At 51.2% G+C, this 21,683-nt stretch carries 17 protein-coding genes; 10 read left to right on the forward strand and 7 right to left on the reverse strand.

The features are described 5' to 3' along the window. Positions 1 to 58 precede the first annotated feature (58 nt). From ACO0LE_RS15645 to ACO0LE_RS15655, 3 genes are all read right to left on the reverse strand, one after another. Entirely contained in the window at positions 59 to 475 is a 417-nt protein-coding gene (locus ACO0LE_RS15645; RefSeq protein WP_422961281.1) for a DUF6691 family protein, read from the reverse strand. Beyond that, a complete protein-coding gene (locus ACO0LE_RS15650; RefSeq protein WP_422961282.1) occupies positions 475 to 924 on the reverse strand; it encodes a YeeE/YedE family protein in 450 nt (149 codons plus the stop codon). The genes ACO0LE_RS15645 and ACO0LE_RS15650 overlap by 1 nt, the downstream gene beginning before the upstream one ends. 103 nt (positions 925 to 1,027) lie before the next feature. Further along, positions 1,028 to 1,342, reverse strand: a complete 315-nt coding sequence (locus tag ACO0LE_RS15655) for a metalloregulator ArsR/SmtB family transcription factor (RefSeq protein WP_422961283.1) — start codon at positions 1,340 to 1,342, stop codon at positions 1,028 to 1,030. A 77-nt stretch (positions 1,343 to 1,419) separates the two neighbouring features. Here ACO0LE_RS15655 and ACO0LE_RS15660 point away from each other — a divergent pair, with 77 nt between their 5' ends. Both ACO0LE_RS15660 and ACO0LE_RS15665 read left to right on the forward strand, forming a co-directional pair. Continuing rightward, positions 1,420 to 2,319, forward strand: a complete 900-nt coding sequence (locus ACO0LE_RS15660; RefSeq protein WP_422961284.1) for an MBL fold metallo-hydrolase — start codon at positions 1,420 to 1,422, stop codon at positions 2,317 to 2,319. 84 nt (positions 2,320 to 2,403) lie between these two features. Beyond that, positions 2,404 to 2,595, forward strand: a complete 192-nt coding sequence (locus tag ACO0LE_RS15665; RefSeq protein WP_422961285.1) for a YgaP family membrane protein — start codon at positions 2,404 to 2,406, stop codon at positions 2,593 to 2,595. Positions 2,596 to 2,645: 50 nt separating this feature from the next. Here the strand turns inward: ACO0LE_RS15665 and ACO0LE_RS15670 are convergent, their stop codons facing one another. Beyond that, complete coding sequence (locus ACO0LE_RS15670; protein WP_422961354.1) at positions 2,646 to 3,947, reverse strand: hemolysin family protein; 1,302 nt, start codon at positions 3,945 to 3,947, stop codon at positions 2,646 to 2,648. Positions 3,948 to 4,261: 314 nt separating this feature from the next. Here ACO0LE_RS15670 and ACO0LE_RS15675 point away from each other — a divergent pair, with 314 nt between their 5' ends. The 7 genes from ACO0LE_RS15675 to ACO0LE_RS15705 all read left to right on the forward strand — a co-directional run bounded on the left by ACO0LE_RS15675 (position 4,262) and on the right by ACO0LE_RS15705 (position 18,010). Next, positions 4,262 to 6,310, forward strand: a complete 2,049-nt coding sequence (locus tag ACO0LE_RS15675; protein WP_422961286.1) for a site-specific recombinase — start codon at positions 4,262 to 4,264, stop codon at positions 6,308 to 6,310. A gap of 33 nt (positions 6,311 to 6,343) precedes the next feature. Continuing rightward, entirely contained in the window at positions 6,344 to 7,129 is a 786-nt protein-coding gene (locus tag ACO0LE_RS15680) for a hypothetical protein (RefSeq protein WP_422961287.1), read from the forward strand. A gap of 151 nt (positions 7,130 to 7,280) precedes the next feature. After that, positions 7,281 to 8,276: a tetratricopeptide repeat protein gene (locus tag ACO0LE_RS15685; protein ID WP_422961288.1), complete on the forward strand. Its 996-nt coding sequence runs from the start codon at positions 7,281 to 7,283 to the stop codon at positions 8,274 to 8,276. Positions 8,277 to 8,597: 321 nt separating this feature from the next. After that, entirely contained in the window at positions 8,598 to 10,094 is a 1,497-nt protein-coding gene (locus tag ACO0LE_RS15690) for an efflux transporter outer membrane subunit (protein WP_422961289.1), read from the forward strand. A gap of 23 nt (positions 10,095 to 10,117) precedes the next feature. Continuing rightward, complete coding sequence (locus ACO0LE_RS15695; RefSeq protein ID WP_422961290.1) at positions 10,118 to 11,320, forward strand: efflux RND transporter periplasmic adaptor subunit; 1,203 nt, start codon at positions 10,118 to 10,120, stop codon at positions 11,318 to 11,320. Between the two features lie 73 nt (positions 11,321 to 11,393). After that, positions 11,394 to 14,462: an efflux RND transporter permease subunit gene (locus tag ACO0LE_RS15700; RefSeq protein ID WP_422961291.1), complete on the forward strand. Its 3,069-nt coding sequence runs from the start codon at positions 11,394 to 11,396 to the stop codon at positions 14,460 to 14,462. Between the two features lie 704 nt (positions 14,463 to 15,166). Next, complete coding sequence (locus ACO0LE_RS15705) at positions 15,167 to 18,010, forward strand: Ig-like domain-containing protein (RefSeq protein WP_422961292.1); 2,844 nt, start codon at positions 15,167 to 15,169, stop codon at positions 18,008 to 18,010. A gap of 163 nt (positions 18,011 to 18,173) precedes the next feature. Here ACO0LE_RS15705 and ACO0LE_RS15710 read toward each other — a convergent pair whose 3' ends face one another. Next, positions 18,174 to 19,043: a phytanoyl-CoA dioxygenase family protein gene (locus ACO0LE_RS15710; protein WP_422961293.1), complete on the reverse strand. Its 870-nt coding sequence runs from the start codon at positions 19,041 to 19,043 to the stop codon at positions 18,174 to 18,176. A 298-nt stretch (positions 19,044 to 19,341) separates the two neighbouring features. Here ACO0LE_RS15710 and ACO0LE_RS15715 point away from each other — a divergent pair, with 298 nt between their 5' ends. After that, complete coding sequence (locus ACO0LE_RS15715) at positions 19,342 to 20,463, forward strand: beta-ketoacyl-ACP synthase III (RefSeq protein ID WP_422961294.1); 1,122 nt, start codon at positions 19,342 to 19,344, stop codon at positions 20,461 to 20,463. A 267-nt stretch (positions 20,464 to 20,730) separates the two neighbouring features. Here ACO0LE_RS15715 and ACO0LE_RS15720 read toward each other — a convergent pair whose 3' ends face one another. Continuing rightward, complete coding sequence (locus ACO0LE_RS15720) at positions 20,731 to 21,522, reverse strand: DNA adenine methylase (RefSeq protein WP_422961295.1); 792 nt, start codon at positions 21,520 to 21,522, stop codon at positions 20,731 to 20,733. Beyond that, complete coding sequence (locus ACO0LE_RS15725; RefSeq protein WP_422961296.1) at positions 21,488 to 21,679, reverse strand: Com family DNA-binding transcriptional regulator; 192 nt, start codon at positions 21,677 to 21,679, stop codon at positions 21,488 to 21,490. Before ACO0LE_RS15725 ends, ACO0LE_RS15720 begins: the two co-directional genes overlap by 35 nt. Between the last annotated feature and the right edge of the window lie 4 nt (positions 21,680 to 21,683).

Here is a 21,683-nt window from a genome sequence, read left to right on the forward strand (position 1 = left end):
TCTCAGGCGAAGCAACAAAGTGATTCGCCCTCTACTCGGGACGATCACCACAAAAAAACTAAGAACGCTGGCGTTCCAGCCAGTTAAAGAGTCCCATCCCAGCAAGCATCGCGACTACAAACACTAGTCCCTTCGCCACACCGGCACCCAGCAGCACAATCGCAGGTCCCGGACAGATTCCAGCCAGTCCCCAGCCAGCACCAAACAGCAGACTACCAGCCACCAATCGGCGGTCGATCAAAGTGTTGGCCGGCATCATCAAAGGCAAACCCAATATCGATTTTTGCCAGGTACGAACAATCGTAAACGTCACGCTGGCGACCACAATCGCCCCCGCCATAACCAGTGCCAGAGACGGATCCCAGCTACCCGTCAGATCCAGAAACCCCACTACTTTTGCTGGATCAGCCATACCAGCAATAATCAGGCCGACACCAAAAATCAAACCGGCAATCCAGGCAAACAAAACCGTCATCATGCGACTCCCCCAATATGTTGCAACACATGCCGGACAAGGTACACCACCACAAATCCAGATGCCATGAACGCCATCGTCGCCACCAGCGAACGCAGAGAAAAACGCGACAAACCGCAAACACCATGGCCGCTAGTACAGCCCGATCCGTAACGCGTACCGACACCCACAAGCAGACCCGCAATCACCACCGTCAGCCAGTCAGCATCGATCGTTGCGACGGGCAGCGCTGCAAACAGGCGAAACAGCAACGGCGCCATGATCAGGCCAGCAACAAACGCTGCACGCCATTGCCACTCACCACGTGCAGGCTGCAACAGACCAGCAACGATCCCGCTGATACCCGCAATACGGCCATTAAAGCTCATCAATAAAGCCGCCGCCAGCCCAATCAGTGCGCCGCCTGTCAGAGCAGTCCACGGGGTAAATACTTGCCATGCAATCGTCATCTGAATATCCCTCTCATCACATACTCCCCATTAATTCATGAAAAATATGCCTTAATCCGCTTTATTTAATAGACATCAAAAATATACTCGCCCCAAGTATGTATTATTCAGGGCAATATAAGGCGTACATCAGCTCCAGCAGGTGCAAGACCTTAGGGTCGGCGACAGAATAATAAATACGTTTTCCATCACGGCGCGTATCAACCAACCCCTCAGCACGCAACACACCGAGTTGCTGCGACAAACTAGGCTGATGCAAGTCGAGCAACTCTTCCAGCTCGCTGACGGATTTTTCTCCCTGACTAAGCTGACATAGCAATAACAAACGATCCTCGTTCGCCAGGGCACGCAAGGTGCTGGTAGCGGCCTGCGCCGCAATGCGCATTTGCGCAATCTCAATGACTTGGTCAGTTGGCATAAAAAATAAAGCAATGTATTTGACTACATTCTATATTTTGATATTATGTAAGTCAATATATTGTTATTAAGTAGAATATGGAACCTACAGCAAACATCCTGACGTCAACGCCCCCAACCGAGGCGCATATTCAGGCCTTCTTTGACAAAACGACTTTCACGGTCAGCTATGTGGTCTTCGACAGGGATGGCGGACATGCTGCCATCATCGATAGCGTGCTCAATTACGACCACAAATCCGGACGCACCAGCACCACGTCTGCGGATCAGATACTGGACTTTCTCTACGCTCATCAATTGACATTAGACTGGATTTTAGAAACCCATGCTCACGCCGACCACCTGTCTGCGGCGCACTATCTGCAAGAAAAAATCGGCGGCAAGATCGCCATCGGCGCGCATATTCATCAGGTGCAAAAAGTATTTAAAGCCTTGTTCAATCTGGAACCCGGCTTCGCGGTTGATGGTTCACAATTCGATTATCTATTTGCTGAGGACGAAGAGTTTCAAATCGGCGATCTGACAGCCAGAGCGCTGTTTGTCCCCGGTCACACACCTGCCGACATGGCGTATCAGATCGGTGATACCGTCTTTGTCGGTGATACCTTATTCATGCCAGACGTCGGCACAGCACGATGCGACTTTCCCGGTGGCGATGCGCGCATGCTGTACCAATCGGTCAAAAAAATATTGGCACTGCCAGAGCAGACCCGGTTATTTATGTGTCATGACTACCCGCCAGACGAACGTGAGGTGCAATGGATGTGTACGGTGGCAGATCAGCGTCATCACAATATCCATGTGCGTGACGGCGTAAGTGAAGGTGCCTTCATCGCCATGCGCACCAAGCGCGATGCGGGTCTTGACATGCCGGTACTGATTTTGCCGTCGGTGCAGGTGAATATCCGTGCGGGCGCACTGCCGCCAAAAGAAGATAACGGCGTCCGTTATTTAAAAATCCCGCTGAATGGAATTTAAGCATCACAAAAACAAATTCAGTGCGCAAGCGATGCACTGAATTTATCTATTCAGGAAATGAAATTTTTCACCAAGGAGCACAACATGAAAATCAACGTAGGCAGCACCGACAGATGGATACGTATTATCGCGGGACTGGGACTCATTGTCGCAAGCCTGACCGGGTTTATCGGGATGTGGGGATGGTTAGGCATCGTGCCGGTTTTGACGGGAACATTCCGCTTTTGTCCGGCCTACCTGCCTTTTGGTTTATCGACTTGCAGCATTAAAAAATAAGTCTGCAAATAAAAGCGCATAACATCATCCCTGATCGGGACAAAATCTGATCAGGGACTTTGCTTCGGATAGATGCGCACCAAGACGATACGTGGTCCATTCATCTTTTTGACGACGGCGTCAAACCGCTCGAACTCTACTTTCTGGCCTTCTGTTGGCAGATCGCCGAGTGTATGCATGATCAAGCCGCCTATCGACTCAACCTCTTCGCTATCGAGATCAATGCCGAGTGCAATACCCAGCGTGAACAAAGGCAAGCTCCCCTTACCCATCAAGGTACCATCATCCAGCGTCACCCAGTCGTTTTCATTCAAGCGGAATTCATCACGTATCTGGCCGACCAGTGCACCGAGCAGATTGTCGAGCGTCAGAAAACCAAGCGGCTTACTTTCTTTGTAACCGACGATCGCAAAATGCGGCGCACCTTTGCGAAAGCGACGGAATAATTCAAGCGCAGGCATGGTCGGCGGAACAAATTCCACCTGGCGCAAATGATCACTTAAATCATCCAGCGTCTTACCGCTTTGCTGCGCCAGAAATAAATCTTTCAGATGCAACATTCCCAGTACCGTCTCACCGTCAGCATCCAGATACGGATAACGGCTGAAGCGGTTGCGGTAGGCGGTTTCCATGTTGTCAGCCAGGCTTTGATCCTTGTACATGGCGACAACTTCGCTGAACGGACGCATCAGGTCAGATACCTCCAGATCACCAAAATCCAGCATCTGCGCCATGATGCTCCACTCATCAGGCGTCAGTTTTTTACTGCCATGACTGCCGCGCAAAATCAACTTGAGTTCGTCCGGAGAGTAATGCGCATCGCTGCCGTGCGTGGCATCCAGACCCAGCCATTTCAATACTTTGTTCGCACTAAAATTCAGGGTCCAGATCGCCGGATACATGACCCAATAGAACGCATACAAGGCTGGAGCCGTCCACAGCGAAACACGTTCAGGCATGCGGATCGCCATCGATTTAGGCGCGAGCTCACCGACAACAATATGCAGAAAGGAAATGACGAAAAAGGCAAAGAAGAAAGAGATGCCGTGTATCAGCTCTTGCGAGTTCACACCGATAGTCACCAGCAGTGGCTCTAGCAACCGGGCAAACGCCGGCTCACCGATCCACCCCAAACCCAGTGACGCCAGCGTAATACCCAGCTGGCACGCAGAAAGATAGGCATCCAGATGTTGATGCACCGTGCCCAGCAAACGTCCGCGAACTCCACCCGTTTTGGCAATACTGCGAACCCGTGTCTGGCGCAATTTCACCAGGCCAAATTCAGCAGCAACAAAAAAACCATTTAATACCACCAACAACAGCGCGGCAATCACCAGCAAAAGGTTATCCAACACACACTTTCTATAAACGAATAAGCCAATACTGTAGTCGAAAAACAGGGCATTTGCATACCGTCTGTGGAACTTCTGGCAATTATCGGAGGTCGGACCAGAGACTACCAGCCTGTAAGCTAGCCATAAGCAAGTGCTTAACCGGACATGCATATGATGCTGAACGGGTATAGTCCGGACTCATCTGCCGATTTACTTCTCTACGTAATATTAAGAGATTCCTAAGCAAAAACGCCAATATAGCCGCCACAATCAATGTCAAATTGACATAAAATCGGACTAAGCTCTTTCGTCCGAAGGAACAGGAGAACATATTGTCTATAGATAGCATCCTCAGCCGTATCGCAGAAGCCAGGTTGCAAGATCCTGCGTATCGCGACATCCGTTTTTTACGCGAGCTGATTGCCTGCCTGCGCCCCACCCACCCGCATAAAATCGATCAGGCGACTGATAATATTCGCGCCTTGTGTTACGTCTTACATCAGCATCCAGCTCGGGCCAGAGAACTGCGCGAATACCTTGCCTGCATCTTGACTACTCGTAAGACAGTTCATCTGCTGACCGATACCGGCATCACTCAAAACATCGGTTTCTGGGCCGCCGCATCACAACGATTTGCAGAAAAATTCTTACCACCACTGGTCAATGACAACTACATCAAGGATGTCTTTGGACTATTGTTTGATCAAAAGATGGATCACCATTGGGTCGGCGGTGTCGCGGACCAAGTCTGGCTGGATCTGTTTCGGTGTCTGGGATTCAAAGTCAGCCATCCGCGGACTACCTATGCGGTTCTGACCAACGATGTGTTGAGTGCGGTACAGGTTCTATCCTATCGCATCACCACGATCGGGCTAGAAGCTGAACTGGTCAGAAATTATCCGGATATAGAAAAATTCGAATCGCCCTTCCTGCGTCAAAACGATGCTATCAACGATTACGTAACGCAATTTAGCCGCTGGCTAATCGATAAAAAAATCGAGCGCGAAGATAGTTTGCAGATTGAAGTTCTGCTGACGCAATGTGAAGAAGTCGTACAAAAAATCCGTAAAGTAGCAGCACTGCAAGGTGTATCCGTTAGTCTGACGCGTCTGCTGTTACGCCTGACACAGAGTATTCGCCGCTTGAGGACGATACTAAGTTTATTGGATTCTCGCAGTACAAATGATGCCAACAAAATCGGCGTCGGTCTGTTAAAAGAACTGGTACTGGCAGACAACAAAAGCAGCAGCATTCGCGATCTGATGCAAACCAATACCGAGCTGCTGTCACTGCAAATGACCGAGCGTGCCGGCAAAAGCGGCGAACACTACGTCACCAGCAACCGCAGCGAATGGTACGCCATGATGCGCTCTGCGCTCGGAGCGGGCTTCATTGTCGGCTTCATGGCGATGATCAAAATTCTGTTCAGCAAACTGATCATGGCGCCGTTTGGCTATGCTGTTTTGTACAGTTTGAATTATTCCTTTGGCTTCATGCTGGTACATGTTCTGCACATGACAATCGCGACCAAGCAGCCAGCGATGACGGCAGCATTGATTGCCAGATCGATCGATCAGGGCAAACAAAAACTCGATGAACTCGTCGAGCTGATCGTCCGGGTTTTGCGCTCGCAGTTTATTGCGATTATCGGCAATATCGGGCTCGCGATACCAACTGCCAACGCAATTGCATGGGCCTGGTATGCGATCAATGGTCATCACCTGGTCTCGCCAGATAAAGCCCATCATTTGCTGGAGGATATCGATCCCTTTCACAGCCTCGCACTACCGCATGCGGCCATTGCAGGCATCTGTCTGTTTTTATCGGGACTGATTTCGGGGTACTACGACAATAAGGCGAGTTATTCGAATATTCCGGCGCGCCTGCGTCAACTGGTCTGGCTCAGAAAATTATTAGGAGAACAGCGGCTGCAACGTACTACTGACTATATCGGCGACAACCTCGGCGCCCTGGCAGGTAATTTTTTCTTTGGCGTGATGTTGGGCACGATAGGTCAGCTCGGTGTGTTTTTTGGTTTGCCGGTTGATATACGGCACATTACGTTTTCGAGTGCGAACTTTGCTTTTGCTCTGGTCGGGCTGGATCATGTGATGTCCTGGCAAGTCGTTGCCACATCGCTGAGTGGCATTATGCTGATCGGGCTGGTGAATCTGGGAGTGAGTTTTAGTCTGGCGATGATGGTAGCTCTGCGCTCAAGAAGAGTGAGTTTTGGTCAGGGCAATACCTTGAACAGATTACTCTGGAAACGTTTTATGACTGGCACCAGAGATTTTTTCCTGCCTCCGAAAGATCTGCTCGCTGAGGTAACGGACACACAAGCAAACTCCGCAGAAAAAACGAACGACAAGCCACCTCATTAAATGGATCTGTCGCAATCAACTTGACTATTGATCATGACCAATCGCATGGAAATTTTGTATCAGATCGACGCATGGAAAATCGCCATCACTTTATTGATTTTTTTATTTATCGTCATTGAATTAAGTTATCGTCTAGGCACCCGTAGCGATCCTCTGGCGTATGAAAAATCCAGTTCGGTATTTTCTACATTGATGGGTGCCGCCTTAGCACTGCTCGGATTATTGCTTGCGTTTTCTTTTGCCATGGCATCTGCACGATATGATTTACGCAAAGGCGTCATTCTGAAAGAAGCCAATGCAATCGGCACAAGCTATCTGCGCAGTGACTTGCTCGATCCCGCATTGAAAGACCTGGTCAAAGCCAAACTGAAAGAGTATGCACAAGTCCGGCTTGCAGCGCATCAGACCGGTATCGATGCAAAAAAACAGCAAGACATCAGTCAGCTCACCAGCAAGCTGCAAGGTGACATCTGGATCATCGCAAGTAGTGAATTGAGGCGTGAACGGCAAATCCATAATTCCCTCTTTGTACAGGCACTTAACGACACCATCGACGTCAGTGCAGAACAAAACGATGCCCACGAAAATCATGTGCCGGAATCCGTGTTTTGGCTGCTCTTTATCTCGGCCTTGCTGACTGCGGCACTGAGTGGCTATGCCTGCGGCGCCATCGGCAACCGTAATCTGATGGCGACCAGTGTGTTTGCTTTATTGGTGGCTCTGGTTATTTTTTGCATCATTGACCTGGACCGACCACAACGTGGTCTTATTACGGTCAATCAGCAACCTATGCAAATCCTGCTCAACAGCATGCACTAAATTAACCGGACCACTGACCACCATGCGACGAGGCCGGCCTGAGTCAACCATGATCAGCCTTGGCGCGTTAATCACAAGCGATGATCATCTGAACCGGATGGTCATTCCCCCTCCGCCTCTCTTTTTTGCTCACCCCATAAGGGCATCATCCATGCAATTGCACCAGACCACACTCACCCGCAGCAGCCTTGCATTCGCCATCGCACTGCTAGCCTCGCAAACCGCATTCGCCAACGACTACAGCGCGTTGTTCAAAGCAAAGAAATATGATGAAGTGGAGCGCCTTGCCAGTACAAAGTTGCGTATGGAGCCAAATAATCCTGACGCATTGCTGGCAAAAATCGATCTGATTTTAATGGAGAACAAAGAGAATCGCCTGGATGATGCCAGCAAGCTTGCTGAACAATGTATCAGCACTAATCCGAGCAATTCAGAATGTCAGGAAAGCCTCGGAAAGGTACTCGGTACCAAGGCAATGATGGGCGGCATTATGTCCGCGATCGGTTATGCGACAAAAATCCGTGACGCATTCCAGAAAGCCGTCGAACTGGATCCGAAAAATTTCTCAGCCCGTGACGGACTTTTACAGTATTACATGCAGGCACCGGGCATTGTTGGCGGCGGCAAGGGTAAAGCGCAAAACTTCATCAACGAAACAGCAAAGATCAGTACTGCCGCCAGTACATTGATGCAAGCCAAAATTGATTTATCTGACGAGAAATTCGCGCGCGCCGAATCCTCCGCATTATCTGTCAACGTATCGGGATCTGACGTGCTCAGCGACATGCAACGCGGTGTTTTACAAAACATCGGCGGCCTGTATGTACAACAAAAAAAATATACCGAGGCAACGCGGATTTTTCAGGAGATCCAACAAAGGTTTCCGGATAAAGATACTGGCGCTTATGGCATGGCAAGGGCGTTGCAGGAACAGGGATTACACAAAGATGCCTTGAATTATTTTGAAAAAGCACTGGCCGTTGAAACCCATGCTTACACCTACTACCGTATGGCACAATGCTGGCAGGCCATCAGCGATAAAGTTAAGGCGATTGCAACATTCGAAAAAGCACTAAATTTCAAACCACAATTGCAAAAACGCATGAAAGAAGATGCTGAAACGCAACTAAAAGCCCTGCGCGGCTAAGCCTGCCTTGCCTGCTATTTTTTCGAGCGACATCGTCACGTATCAAGCGCCTGTCACCGCTACGTGACAAATTCCGCAGTATTCGGACGTTAAGGTCATTTTTGCATCAAAAAATTTGACCTTAGCTTCTGGGCAATACACAATCTCTGTGTCACGAGAGCATCATCATTGCAAAAAAAACAAGAGAGCCTGCTAAGAGCCTCTGCCAAGAGAGTTTGCTTGAAGCAATATGGCGCGTTCCAGCTTCACTGCATGCCCTTTGGGCAAGACGACTCCCGAACTAACTAAGTATTCGCATCAGAATGCTGCGAAAGGTTTTACATGGCACGTCATGCCAGACGATTTGCGAGCACCGCCCTAGCTGCTGTATGTATGAGCGGGATGCTTGCTGCGTGCAGCCTGAACACAAAAAAACCGGATCAACAACTCTTTCACGAGAGTGCCCCGCAATGGTATGCAAAAGTCCCCGACGCTGGCACCGAAACCAATGCAACAGTGTCCACAGAAACGAACAGCTCTCGCTTGGCAGAACTCAGCCACTGGTGGGCGAGCTGGAATGACCCCACGCTCAGCGCATTACAGACGTATGCACAGCAACATAGCCATACGCTGGCACAAGCCACTACACGTATTGCGCAAGCGCGCGCCGATGTCAACGCCGCAGGTGCGGCGCTCTGGCCCAGTCTGAATCTGACTGCCAGCGTGACGAATGGCCGCAATCCGCAATTACTACAAACCACAAAACAAACGACCGCCATTGCGGGGCTCGACGCGCGCTGGGAAATTGATCTGTTTGGCGCTGTATCGATCGCCCGAAGCGGGATACTGGCACGCCTCAATGCGAGGGAACTCGAATGGCATGATGCAAGAATCAGCCTGGCAGCCGAGGTGGCAAATACTTATGTCAGCTTGCGTCATTGCGAGGCGCAAACCGGTTTGCAGAAAGCAACCGTCCAATCGCAACAACTCGCGTTGGAATTAGTTGTGCAGAAAGCCGGCGCCGGCTTTGTCTCACCACTTGATCTGGCTCAGCAAAGAGCCGCACTCGCCAGTGCACAAACACAATGGCAACAACAAACGAGCGAGTGCGCCATCGTGTTAAAAGCGCTAGTCGTATTGACAGCAATGCCAGAACCAGAACTGAGGGATTTGCTGACTGGCGTACACGGTCAATTACCGCAGGTACCTAGCTTCGCCGTCTCCGAGATACCAACAAATGTGTTACTAAAACGCCCCGATTTGCGTGCTGCCTTACAGAAGCTAATTGCCAGCGCATCGGAAATCGGTGTTGCAGAAGCCAAGCGTTATCCCTCGATTTCCCTGCTGGGATCGATCAATGTATTTGGCGTGCGCGTTGCCGGTCAAACGGCGCGGGATAGTAACTGGTCATTCGGGCCAAGTCTGGATTTGCCCTTGTTTGATGCGGGTAAGCGCAAGGCCGCGGTTGATGGTGCATCGGCTCGCTATGCAGAGAATCTCTCAGACTTTCGTCAGCAAAGCTTAGTCGCCGTCAAAGAAGTTGAGGAAGCGCTAGTCCGGTTGGAATCGGCGAATCAAATGCTAATACATTATCAGGCAATCGATACAGCACGGACGCAAGCTTTGCAAAGCGCGGAGGCCGGCCTGCGAGCGGGCAGCATCAGTACATTGGAAAAAGAAGAAGCACTCAGACAGCAGCTCGCCAGTCAACAACAAAAATTGCAATTACAACGCGATCAGGCCAGCGCCTGGATCGCCTTATACAAAGCGGTTGGTGGTGACTGGTCCGATGCGGCCAGTTCACCAGACTCACCCATCGCACACAACGAACAAAAATAAAAAAACTCATCCGGAGTTGGCACATGAAGTATGCACTCAAGCATTTTAAATTGATCGCCATCGCAGGCGTCGTCTTGCTGTTGTTATTGTTTGTCTTCGCTAGAAAAGCGCAAACGGCCGACCAATCCACTGGCAGCCAGAGTGCCAAAGGCCTCGTCGGACGTCCCTCGCTGAGCGTCACGCTCGCACCGGTTCAAACAGCAAACTGGGCCAGCAGTTTATCGGCCAATGGTAGCATCGCAGCCTGGCAAGAGGCGATTATCGGTGCGGAACTCAATGGCATCCGCCTGAGTGACATATCGGCGCAGATCGGCGATAAGGTAAAACGCGGCCAGGTACTCGCCCGCTTTTCAACAGACGCGATCAATACAGAGGTCGCGCAGCAAGAAGCGCAATTAGCCGAAGCTGAAGCGAATCTCGCAGAAGCCCAGAGCAATGCCCGTCGCGCCATGCAATTAAAAGAAAGCGGCGCTATTAGCATCCAGCAGATCAACCAATATGCCACCTTGAGGAACACCGCATCGGCAAAAGTCTCCGCGGCAAAGGCCGGCTTGCAAGCGGCACGGCTGCGCCTCAGACAAACTAATGTGGTCGCGCCCGATGACGGCATTATTTCAGCCAGGGCGGCAACAGTTGGTGCGGTTGCGCAAAGCGGACAAGAGTTGTTCCGCCTGATACGTCAGGGCAAGCTTGAATGGCGTGCTGAAATGACCGCCGAAGAAAGTGCACGGATCAGTATTGGACAAAATGTAACGATGATGGCCAATGATGGCAGCAGCATCAAAGGTAAAGTGCGCATGCTGGCACCCACGATCGATCCACAAACGCGTAAAACTCTCGTCTACGTTGACTTACCCGAAATAGGAAACACAAAAAACATCCGTGCAGGCATGTTTGCCAAAGGAGAGTTTTTGCTGGGCGACAATAATGCCGCCTCCGTGCCGAGTGCCGCACTGGTATTGCGCGATGGCTATGCCAGCGTCTTCGTCGTCGATGCTCTAGGTAGTAATGGCATAGGCAAAGCCCGGCAAGTCCGCGTCACCACAGGTCGGACGCTGGCAGGCCGCACCGAAATCCTTCGTGCTGCCGGTGAGGCCGCAGGCGTCAATAAGCTGGGCAAAGTCATTGATAGCGGCGCGGGCTTCCTTGCCGATGGAGACACTGTGCGCATCGTCGATGCCGCGACCATGAAGAGCAATGACAACCCATCCGTCAGCGGCAAATAAAATATTCTGAAAATATTCTGAAAACATTCTGCAGACGCTCAGAAGACGCACAAAGGAAGTACAGGGATACCGCATGATTAATTTTTCTTCTTGGTCGATCAAAACACCGATACCGGCACTGTTGCTGTTCATTTTGCTGACGCTGGCAGGCCTGCTCGGCTTTCATGCGATGAAGGTGCAGGATTTCCCCGATATCGAATTGCCGATGATTACGGTATCGACCGCTCTGCCCGGTGCGGCACCGGCACAGATAGAAACTGAGATCACCCGCAAGCTGGAAAACGCTCTCGGTAGCATGCAGGGCGTCAAACATTTATATTCGACCGTACAGGATGGCGTGTCGCTGACGACGATTGAATTCGTCCTCGAAAAACCGATCATCGAAGCACTCGACGATGTACGAAATGCCGTCAGCACCGTTCGCGGTGAATTGCCTGGCGATGTCAAAGATCCCGTCATCAGCAAGCTTGAGTTCTCAGGCGTACCGTTTCTGGTCTACACCGTCGCCTCATCCAAACTCGATGAAGAAGCTTTGTCCTGGCTGATCGACAATCAGATGACTAAAGCATTGATGTCAGTACCGGGTCTGGGCAAAGTCGCGCGTGTCGGCGGCGTGAACCGTGAAGTGCTGGTCGAATTACATCCCACAGAAATGGCAGCACTGAATGTATCCGCGGCAGAAATTTCCCGTCAATTATGGCAAGTGCAGCGAGATTCGTCTGGCGGCAGAGCGGGTGTTGGAAATAAGGAGCAGGCTGTCCGCACCGTTGCCACGGTCGCCAGTGCCGATGAACTTGCCAATCTCGAACTTAATTTAAGCGATGGTCGTCGCATCCAGCTCAAACAGATTGCGACAGTAAAAGATACGGCAGCAGAACGCCGCTCTATTGCATTGCTCGATGGTAAACCTGTAGTCGGATTTGAAGTAACACGAAGCCGTGGTGCCAGCGAAATCACCGTCGCCAAAGGTGTTCGCGAGGCAATAGACAAATTACTGCTGTCCCATCCAGATTTGAAGCTGGACGAAGCCTACAACATGGTGGAACCGGTTCAGGAATCGTTTAATGGTTCTATGTATCTGCTGTTTGAAGGTGCGCTGCTGGCGGTGCTGGTGGTCTGGTGGTTCTTGCGGGACTGGCGCGCAACATTGGTCTCTGCGGCGGCGCTGCCTCTGTCGGTCATCCCGACCTTTTTGGGTATGTATCTTTTTGACTTTACGCTTAATACCGTCACACTGCTGTCGCTAGCTCTGGTGGTTGGCATTCTGGTCGACGATGCGATCGTTGAAATTGAAAATATTGTGCGGCATCTTCGCATGGGTAAGACGCCGTATCAGGCCGCGATGGAAGCTGCGGATGAAATAGGATTAGCGGTCATTGCAACCACCTTTACCCTGGTTGCGGTATTTCTGCCAACAGCGTTCATGAGCGGTATCGCTGGTAAATTTTTTAAACAATTTGGCTGGACCGCGGCACTGGCTGTAATCGCCTCGCTGGTCGTTGCGCGCTTGTTGACACCAATGATGGCCGCGTATTTTTTAAAACCGATTGTTCATCCCGTCAGTGATAGCAAACTGATGCAGCGTTATATGCAACTTGCTGACTGGTGCCTGGAACACCGGCTGTTGACGTCGATACTGGCAGGTGTGTTTTTCTTTGGCTCGCTGGCATTAGTTCCTTTCTTGCCAACCGGCTTTGTTCCTCCAGATGACCGTTCACAAACAGTCGTTAAACTCGAATTGGCGCCGGGCAGCAGTTTTCAGGACACTTTAGCGATTGCCGAGCAAGCCAGAAAGTTACTCGAGAAACGTAAAGATATCGTCAAAATCTATACTTCCGTGGGCAGCGGCAGCGCAGGCTCAGATCCGTTTGGAGAAGGCGGTATCAGCTCAGTTAATAAAGCGAATCTAACACTGACCTTGAGCCCGCGTTCTCAGCGCAGCGAGAGCAAGACCGCCATTGAAGCCCAACTGCGCCAGAGCTTGCAAGTTTTACCAGGAGTACGCGCCAGCATTGGTCTGGGCGGTAGTGGTGAGAAATTCCAGCTGGCGCTGAGCGGTGATAATCCGGAGACACTCAATAGCGCTGCAGAAGCTGTATTGCGTGATCTGCGCACACTGCCAAGTGTCGGGGCGATCAGCTCCAGTGCCAGCCTCCTACGTCCCGAGGTTGTGATCCGCCCTGATAGCGCTCGCGCTGCCGATCTCGGTGTCAGCACTGTCGCGATTGCAGAAACGATCCGCATCGCCACCGTCGGAGATTATGATACTGGTCTGGCGAAAGTGAATTTGCCAGAACGGCAGATACCGATCGTAGTGCGCTTTCCAGTCACGGCTCGGTCGGATATCAGTCAGCTGGCACAGCTTTCTGTACCAGGTAAAAATGCTCACGTCATGCTAGGCCAGGTTGCCGATCTGAGCATGGGCAGCGGCCCAACCCAGATCAGCAGAATGGATCGGTCTCGCAACGTCACATTCAATATCGAATTGAATGACCAGACCTTGGGTGAAGTCAGTGACGCAGTGGATCAGCTCGCTAGTTTAAAAAATTTGCCTGCGGGAGTCACCCGCATGGAAATCGGTGATGCCGAAGAAATGAAAACGCTGTTCGCCAGCTTCGGCCTCGCCATGCTCACCGGTGTGCTGTGTATCTACATGGTGCTGGTATTGCTATTCCATGATTTTATGCAGCCAGTCACGATTCTCGCAGCGCTCCCGCTGTCTATCGGCGGTGCGTTTGTCGCATTGCTGGTGACGCGCAGCGCCTTCTCAATGCCGTCACTCATCGGACTAATTATGCTCATGGGTATTGCAACAAAAAATTCGATTCTGCTGGTCGAATACGCCATCGTCGCCCGCCGCAACGGTATGTCACGCCGGGCGGCGTTGCTCGACGCCGGTCACAAGCGGGCACGCCCTATCGTGATGACAACCATTGCCATGGGTGCAGGTATGCTACCGATTGCACTCGGTATCGGCATCGACCCCAGCTTCCGCGCACCGATGGCGATTGCAGTGATCGGTGGTCTGATCACATCGACGTTATTGTCTTTGCTGGTGGTGCCGGTAGTGTTCACTTATGTCGATGACCTGTTGCAAAAACTAACATCCCGATTCAGAAAAAACCCCTCGTCCGCATCGTAAATCCGCTTGATGCGACGATCCGATATGCGGGATAGCCGACGCCCGCATCCTCAAACTGCACTCACATCCCCAACTCCATCAAAAAATCGTTTAAACGATTTTTATGTTTTTTAGCACTAAGTTAGTGCTGATTGCGCACAAATAATGGTCACCAAGATGTAATAAATTTGTGCATCACGGCAAACCGTTTGAAATGCGCAACAATATTTAACACTTTTTCTTAAATAAAACTCAAACCCTTGACTTGCCTGTTTATACATCAGTTAATACGCAAACGTTTGCGCAAGCGATTGCGTATTTGGATAAAAAATCCTCTTTAAGTTGCACCAAAGAAGTTAGCTGATCCATCCGCTGTCACAGACTTTCACACAAACGTTGATAACGCCATGTTCTTCGCCTGGTAGTCATTGGGTTCCTATGGACCACCACCATGACATCCGGTGCAGCGCTATTTGCAGTGCGTTATGACTACCACGTTATCACTACCGGTTTCATAGGGTCGGTATCGGTCTGTAGTTCCGGCAAAAGGAACGCAGTCCACAACAAGAGAAATCTGCTACGGGATCGCTTGCTCTCCCTCATGCGGTATCGATCTTGTTGTAGTTTTTAGCAGTGAACTTGCTTCAGATTTACCCGTGTAGAAACAAAATCAGTCCGGACGATCCCGGATCTATTTATAAATCGCTTTCAGGGAGAAACAATTCATGCAACATCCACTACAAGGTTTAACGCAACATCAGGGTCGGGCCAGCAAGCTCAAAAAGCTGGCATATCACCTCAGTCTGGTTTGCGCACTCGGACTCAGCACAGCCGGTACCGTCTATGCCTCAATCGCTGACCATCACGAATTTGAAGCAACATTGCACGTGCCGTTTCGTGCGGATGCCGCACTCCGTGCCGGTAACGAATCACGTTATTTCACCATGGAATTCGACTTTCCTCTGCTGCAAAAAGAGCAGTCCGTCACATGGCGCCTAGAACTAGTCGCGCCGGACGGTAAGGTTGTCGACCGTTGGTATGGGGTAGAAAAATTACTGAAACAAACCGTCACCGCCAAAGTCCTGTGGGCTGGCCGCCGCTTCGGCAGCGCAAGTATGGTCGACGGCATCTACCAAGTGCGCCTGACCGCAACGGCAAATGACACCACCAAATTATCTGCGCTTGCCGCAGGTGCCAGCACACCGGAAAAAATTGTCGAAAGCGTTCTGCTCAAAGGCAAGGAAGAAATCATCACGCAAAGCTGGCCTATGCTGGTCGGCATCAAAGCTGCGCCAGTCATGCCAGCCTTCAGTGCCTTACCAACCAAGGCAAAAGCAGCACAGACAACGGCAACCAGCGCGACCAGTACAACGCGCAGTGTCAGTGCCACAACACGTCAATTCGCAGCCGCACCAAACTCATTGCCATACACAGTGTACTTCGGCAATCTGCACAGCCAGACCAATCACAGCGATGGCGGCGGAGCGCTGAGCTCCTGTACCGGTGCACAAAATCCGCAGTCGGCAGCCCTCGGCCCGACGGATGCATATCAATACGCACTGAATCGCGGTCTGGACTTTTTGATGACCTCGGAACATAACCACATGTATGACGGCTCAGACAGTACCAATGCCTCCGCCAGTCCGACTACTGCGAAGAATCTGTTCCAGTCCGGTCTGGCAGCAGCGACCAGCTTCAACTCATCTCATCCAAACTTCCTCGGCATCTACGGCCTGGAATGGGGCGTGATCAACAATGGCGGTCACATGAATATTTTCAATACAACGGAATTATTAGAGTGGGAATACAACAGCAGCAACCAACTGATTGGCGATACCTACACGGCGAAAGGTGATTACGCCGCCTTATACACCCTGATGCGCTCACGCGGCTGGATCGGTCAATTCAACCATCCGTCCAGCAGCGGTCAGTTCAATGCGGGCGGTGTTGACCTCGGCTATACAGCGGACGGCGATCAAGCCATGGTCTTGTGCGAAGTGCTGAATACTTCAGCATTCTCAACCAACACAACCGAAACAGAAACTAGCCGCAGCAGTTACGAGGGTGCCTGTAATAAAGCCTTGGAAGCCGGTTATCACGTGGCCTTCAGTACCGATCAGGATAATCACTGCGCCAACTGGGGAGCGTCTTATACCAACCGTACCGGCGTTCTCTTGCCAAACGGCAGCGCACTCAATAGCGCCAATTTTATTGCGGCCTTAAAAGCGCGCCGCGTCTTTGCGACCATGGATAAAAATTCACAACTGGTCCTGACCGCTAATGGTCATGTCATGGGTGAACGTTTCTCCAATAGCGGTAGCCTGAATCTGGTCACCAATTTTGCCAGCAGCACAGGCCGTACTGCGGCGACAGTCGCGGTGTATGAAGGTGTACCTGGGCGTAACGGCACAGTCAGCCTGCTTTCCAGCACGGCATCGACCACCATTACACCATCCGTCGGCGAGCATTTTTATTACGCCAAAATTACTCAGGATGACGGCAATATCTTATGGTCGGCACCAGTCTGGGTAACACAAACGACAGGTAGCGGCGACACCACGGCACCAACCGTCAGCGCCAGCGAAACCGGTACGTCCGGCACCATCACCCTGGCAGCCACTGCCACGGATAATGTGGGCGTCAGCAAGGTCGAGTTCTATGTTGATGGCACTTTAAAAGGAAGCTCAACCAGCTCACCGTACAGCCTGGCACTGAACTCAGCCACACTGAGCAATGGTTCGCACGCACTGGTTGCCAAAGCCTATGATGCAGCAAACAATGTCGGCACCTCCAGCTCAGTCAGCTTCAGTGTCAGCAACGCCACGGCAGACACGACAGCACCGACGGTCAGCGCCTCGGAAAGCGGCAGCAGCGGCACCATCACTTTGTCAGCAACAGCCACGGACAATGTGGGTGTGACCAAGGTCGAGTTCTATGTCGACGGGACTTTAAAAGGTTCCAGCACGAGCTCGCCTTACTCGATGACACTGGCCTCCTCAACGCTGAGCAATGCAACGCACAGCCTGACTGCCAAAGCCTATGATGCGGCAAACAATGTCGGCACCTCAAGCGCCGTCAGCTTCACCGTCAACAACACCACCTCAACGCAACTGATACTCAATGGCGGCTTTGAAAGTGGCGGCACATCATGGACAGCCACCAGCGGCGTCGTCAGCTCCGACACCACGCAAGCATCACATGCAGGAACCTACAAAGCATGGATGAACGGCTACGGTGCGGCGCATACAGATTCGATCTATCAGCAAGTGACTATCCCGTCCGCCAGCACATCGGCGACGCTGAGTTTCTGGTTAAAAGTCGTCTCGGATGAAACAACAACGACGCAGGCATTTGACACCTTGCAAGTACAGGTACGCAACAGCAGCAATACCGTACTCGCGACACTGGCGACCTATTCCAATCTGAACAAAGGCAGTACCTATCTGAACAAAACCTTTGATCTGAGCGCCTATAAAGGTCAAACAATCCGCATCTATTTCCTCGGTGTTGAAGGTTCAGTCACTGCAACTTCATTCCTAGTGGATGATGTCAGTCTGATCGCACAGTAATTACCCCGTACCGATCATCTCATTTAAATAATGAGATGATCGGCAAAAATAAAAGCCGTCAATGTAAAATGCATTGACGGTTTTTTTATAATCGTGGTCGCGAAATGACGACGTCATTCAGTCCACATCACTACATCAGGGAAGCACACTGTCAAAACATAATTTAGCGAAATCCCCTCACCGGAAATTCAGCACTGCGCTGTATCCAGTTTTTTGCTGAATACGCTGTACGCCCATCAGTCACATGCAAGGTATAGGCATGGCGTGACACGGGCGAGCGGTTCGGCGCGCTGTAATGCGGCAGCAATCCATGAAAGCACACCAGGCTACCTGCCTTGACTTCGAGCGGCACAGCAGTGCTGTCATCAGGCCAGGGCATCGCGTCCAGTTTCTCCACACCAACCTGATTGCCTTCGCGAATAAACCGTTCACGCAAAGGCGTGCGATGACCGCCCGGCTCCGCCCACAGACAACCGTTTTCCAGCGAGGCATCTTCCAGCGCAAACCAAAAAGTTGTCACGCTGACCGGCGTGGTGTCGAAATACGTTGCATCCTGATGCCAGCGCACCTCGCCGCCAATTCCTGGCTGCTTAAAGATATACATCGACTGCCAGATCTGCGGCTCTGCCAAGCCGATATCTGCTGCGATCTGCGCAAGTTTTTCATCTCTTGAAAAAGCGATAAACACAGGATCAATATCGTGCAAAGCATGTCCGATCTTATTGATCGACAATGCTTTTGCCTGCTTCAGTTCACCGCGCTCGTCAAAAGCCTCTTCCTCAAAGAAACAATGGATCTTGTCCGCAGACTGCAAAAAATAATCATCGGTCGCCTTCTCCTGTTCCTGTGTCGTAAAAATCGATCTGCTTTTAGACGGATCAAATTCATCAACAATACAACCCGCGCGCTCACGCAATGCGGCGATCTCTGATAGCGATTTAAAATCAGGCAAAATCAAATAACCGTCTTGGACAAACTGCTCTTTTTGTGCCGCGCTTAACATCGTAATTTTCCTCAATTTCTTAAAGCTCAATGGCATTCGCATCCGGAATGCAAGACCGAGACCCTGACAGTAAAACCAGCTCAATTTGCCATGATACGGCAACTCAAATAAAGCAAGCTAGTTCATACAAGCTTACAGATCCATCAACAACGCGCAATCAGTTCACCAATATAGTCGCTATGTAATCAAGACTATAACTTGCCATGTGGAACAAGCGCTCTATTCACGACATGCAATTCCTTAAAGGGGAGCAATTTTGTGTAGAATTGAGCGGCATCGTCGCGCAATTTTTTTGCTGCGCCTCCCTTATTATAAGAAAGACATCGAGATGAATACAGTCGTCATCAGCGGTACCGGTTTATTTACCCCATCGCTCTCCATCAGCAACGAAGAACTCATCGCCAGCTTCAACGCCTACGTCAACCAGTTCAATACCTACAACGCTGCTGCGATCGCCAGCGGTGAAGTGACTGCGCTCGAAGAATCCAGTGTCGGCTTTATCGAAAAAGCCTCCGGCATCAAATCACGTTTCGTCATCGACAAAGAAGGTGTGCTCGACATCAATCGCATGGTGCCGCGTATTCCAGAGCGCAGCGATGATGAGCCATCCGTCATGTGCGAGATGGCCGTCGCTGCCGCCACCCAAGCCTTAGAACGCGCAGACCGCACCGCTGCCGATGTCGATGCAGTGATCTGTGCCGCCAGCAATATGCAGCGCGGCTATCCCGCGATGGCAGTCGAGATTCAGCAGGCACTGGGCATTGAGGGTTTTGGCTACGACATCAACGTCGCCTGCTCGTCAGCGACCTTCGGCATCCAGGCCGCCGTCACCGCGATCCAGAGCGGACAAGCACGTGCTGTCCTGGTCGTGAATCCAGAGATCACCAGCGGTCATCTGAACTGGCGTGATCGCGATAGTCATTTCATCTTCGGCGATGCCTGCACGGCGATCTTGCTGGAGCGCGCCGACCTCGCCACCTCCGACAACCAGTTTGATATTGTCGGCATGAAGCTGAAGACGCAATTTTCCAACAACATCCGCAATAACTTCGGCTTCCTGAACCGTGCCGATGAATCCGGCATCGGCAAACCGGACAAATTATTCCGTCAGCAAGGTCGCAAAGTATTCAAAGAAGTCTGCCCTATGGCGGCCGCCACGATCACCGCCACCGTCCAAGACGCCGGCATCCAGATCCCCGAAGTCCAGCGCTTCTGGCTACATCAGGCCAACCTCAATATGAACCTGCTGATCGCCCGCATGATCCTCGGCCGCGACGCAACACCCGAAGAATCCCCGACGATTCTCGACACCTACGCCAACACCTCTTCAGCAGGCTCCATCATCGCCTTCCACAAGCACCAGGCTGACTTAGCCAAAGGTGCAGTCGGCGTGATCTGCTCATTCGGCGCGGGCTATTCCATTGGTTGTATCGTTGTAAAAAAACGCTGAATTTAAAAAGCAGGCATGCCCAACGCGCACTATTCATGCGGGTTTTCAAGGCAATTGGCTGGAAACCCGCATGAATAGTGCGCGTTGTGACATAGGATGCTTAATGTAACGCCGCGCCGAATTTGGCACCCGTTTGCATTATGTTTGGCACTGCGGTTTTGCCATTTTAGCGGGTTATTTGTCACTAAAAGCGTTAAAGGCCGCATCGTGCGGCCTTTGCTTTAACATTCACTCGACATCGATATGCGAATTCCCATATCGATGCTGTCAGAACAGGCTATCCATGATGCTCGGCTCCCAGTTCATGATCACCAGTTCCTTGCTGGTTTCGGGCTGGCCGTGGGTGTTTGATACGCTGTACTTTATATCCAGCCCCATCATGTGCAGACCGTTAAACGCTTCTCTGATGGCTGGGTGGTCATTGATGCTAACCATGACTTTGCCTTTGCAGGTGCGCATGAATTCGGCCATTTGTTGGTATTGCTCAAAGCCGAAGTCAACGCCATAGCCCTCAGTCTCCCAGTATGGCGGGTCGCAATAGAAGAAGGTATGCGGCCTGTCGTAGCGCTTCATACAGTCTTGCCAGGTGAGGTTTTCTACGTAGGTGCCGGACAATCTGAGGTGAGCAGCGCTTAGGGCTTCTTCTATGCGGCATAGGTTGATCGGTGAGCCTGTGGTGGCAGTACCGAAGTTCTGGCCAGTGACTTTGCCGCCGAAGGCGTGCTGCTGCAAGTAGTAGAATCGGGCGGCGCGCTGGATGTCGGTAAGCGTTTCTAGTGGGGTGTCTTTCTGCCATTTGAAGATTTGACGGCTGCTGATTGCCCACTTGAACTGTCTGACAAACTCTTCCAGGTGGTGCTGCACGACCCTGTATAAGTTCACCAATTCGCCGTTGATGTCGTTGATTACCTCGGTGGCCGCTGGGAATGGCCGAAGAAAATAGAGGGCCGCACCGCCACAAAACACCTCTACATAACATTCATGTTTAGGGAAAAGTGGCATGAGCTTATCTGCTAAACGGCGCTTACCGCCTAGCCATGGGATGATGGGGTTTGTCATTGCTTGATACTCCTAATGACGCTCCTGGGCGTTCTTGATGGGCGCTCACGGCACTCAATTGATTTAATGTATTGCATCGCGGGCATTTGATATTGAGCCTTTGATATTCGCCTTCACCTAATTTTTTATGACAATTACCGCAACGAATTTCTATCATTTAA

This window comes from Undibacterium sp. Xuan67W (assembly GCF_049340165.1).
Lineage (GTDB): Bacteria > Pseudomonadota > Gammaproteobacteria > Burkholderiales > Burkholderiaceae_D > Undibacterium.

Bases quoted from the DNA above. Each gene is read 5' to 3' on its own strand.
- ACO0LE_RS15685 (WP_422961288.1), top strand. From the start codon at position 7,281: ATGCAATTGCACCAGACCACACTCACCCGCAGCAGCCTTGCATTCGCC.
- ACO0LE_RS15715 (WP_422961294.1), top strand. From the start codon at position 19,342: ATGAATACAGTCGTCATCAGCGGTACCGGTTTATTTACCCCATCGCTC.
- ACO0LE_RS15690 (WP_422961289.1), top strand. From the start codon at position 8,598: ATGGCACGTCATGCCAGACGATTTGCGAGCACCGCCCTAGCTGCTGTA.
- ACO0LE_RS15680 (WP_422961287.1), top strand. From the start codon at position 6,344: ATGACCAATCGCATGGAAATTTTGTATCAGATCGACGCATGGAAAATC.
- ACO0LE_RS15695 (WP_422961290.1), top strand. From the start codon at position 10,118: ATGAAGTATGCACTCAAGCATTTTAAATTGATCGCCATCGCAGGCGTC.
- ACO0LE_RS15720 (WP_422961295.1), bottom strand. From the start codon at position 21,522: ATGACAAACCCCATCATCCCATGGCTAGGCGGTAAGCGCCGTTTAGCA.
- ACO0LE_RS15655 (WP_422961283.1), bottom strand. From the start codon at position 1,342: ATGCCAACTGACCAAGTCATTGAGATTGCGCAAATGCGCATTGCGGCG.
- ACO0LE_RS15665 (WP_422961285.1), top strand. From the start codon at position 2,404: ATGAAAATCAACGTAGGCAGCACCGACAGATGGATACGTATTATCGCG.
- ACO0LE_RS15705 (WP_422961292.1), top strand. From the start codon at position 15,167: ATGCAACATCCACTACAAGGTTTAACGCAACATCAGGGTCGGGCCAGC.
- ACO0LE_RS15645 (WP_422961281.1), bottom strand. From the start codon at position 475: ATGACGGTTTTGTTTGCCTGGATTGCCGGTTTGATTTTTGGTGTCGGC.
- ACO0LE_RS15650 (WP_422961282.1), bottom strand. From the start codon at position 924: ATGACGATTGCATGGCAAGTATTTACCCCGTGGACTGCTCTGACAGGC.
- ACO0LE_RS15725 (WP_422961296.1), bottom strand. From the start codon at position 21,679: ATGATAGAAATTCGTTGCGGTAATTGTCATAAAAAATTAGGTGAAGGC.
- ACO0LE_RS15700 (WP_422961291.1), top strand. From the start codon at position 11,394: ATGATTAATTTTTCTTCTTGGTCGATCAAAACACCGATACCGGCACTG.
- ACO0LE_RS15660 (WP_422961284.1), top strand. From the start codon at position 1,420: ATGGAACCTACAGCAAACATCCTGACGTCAACGCCCCCAACCGAGGCG.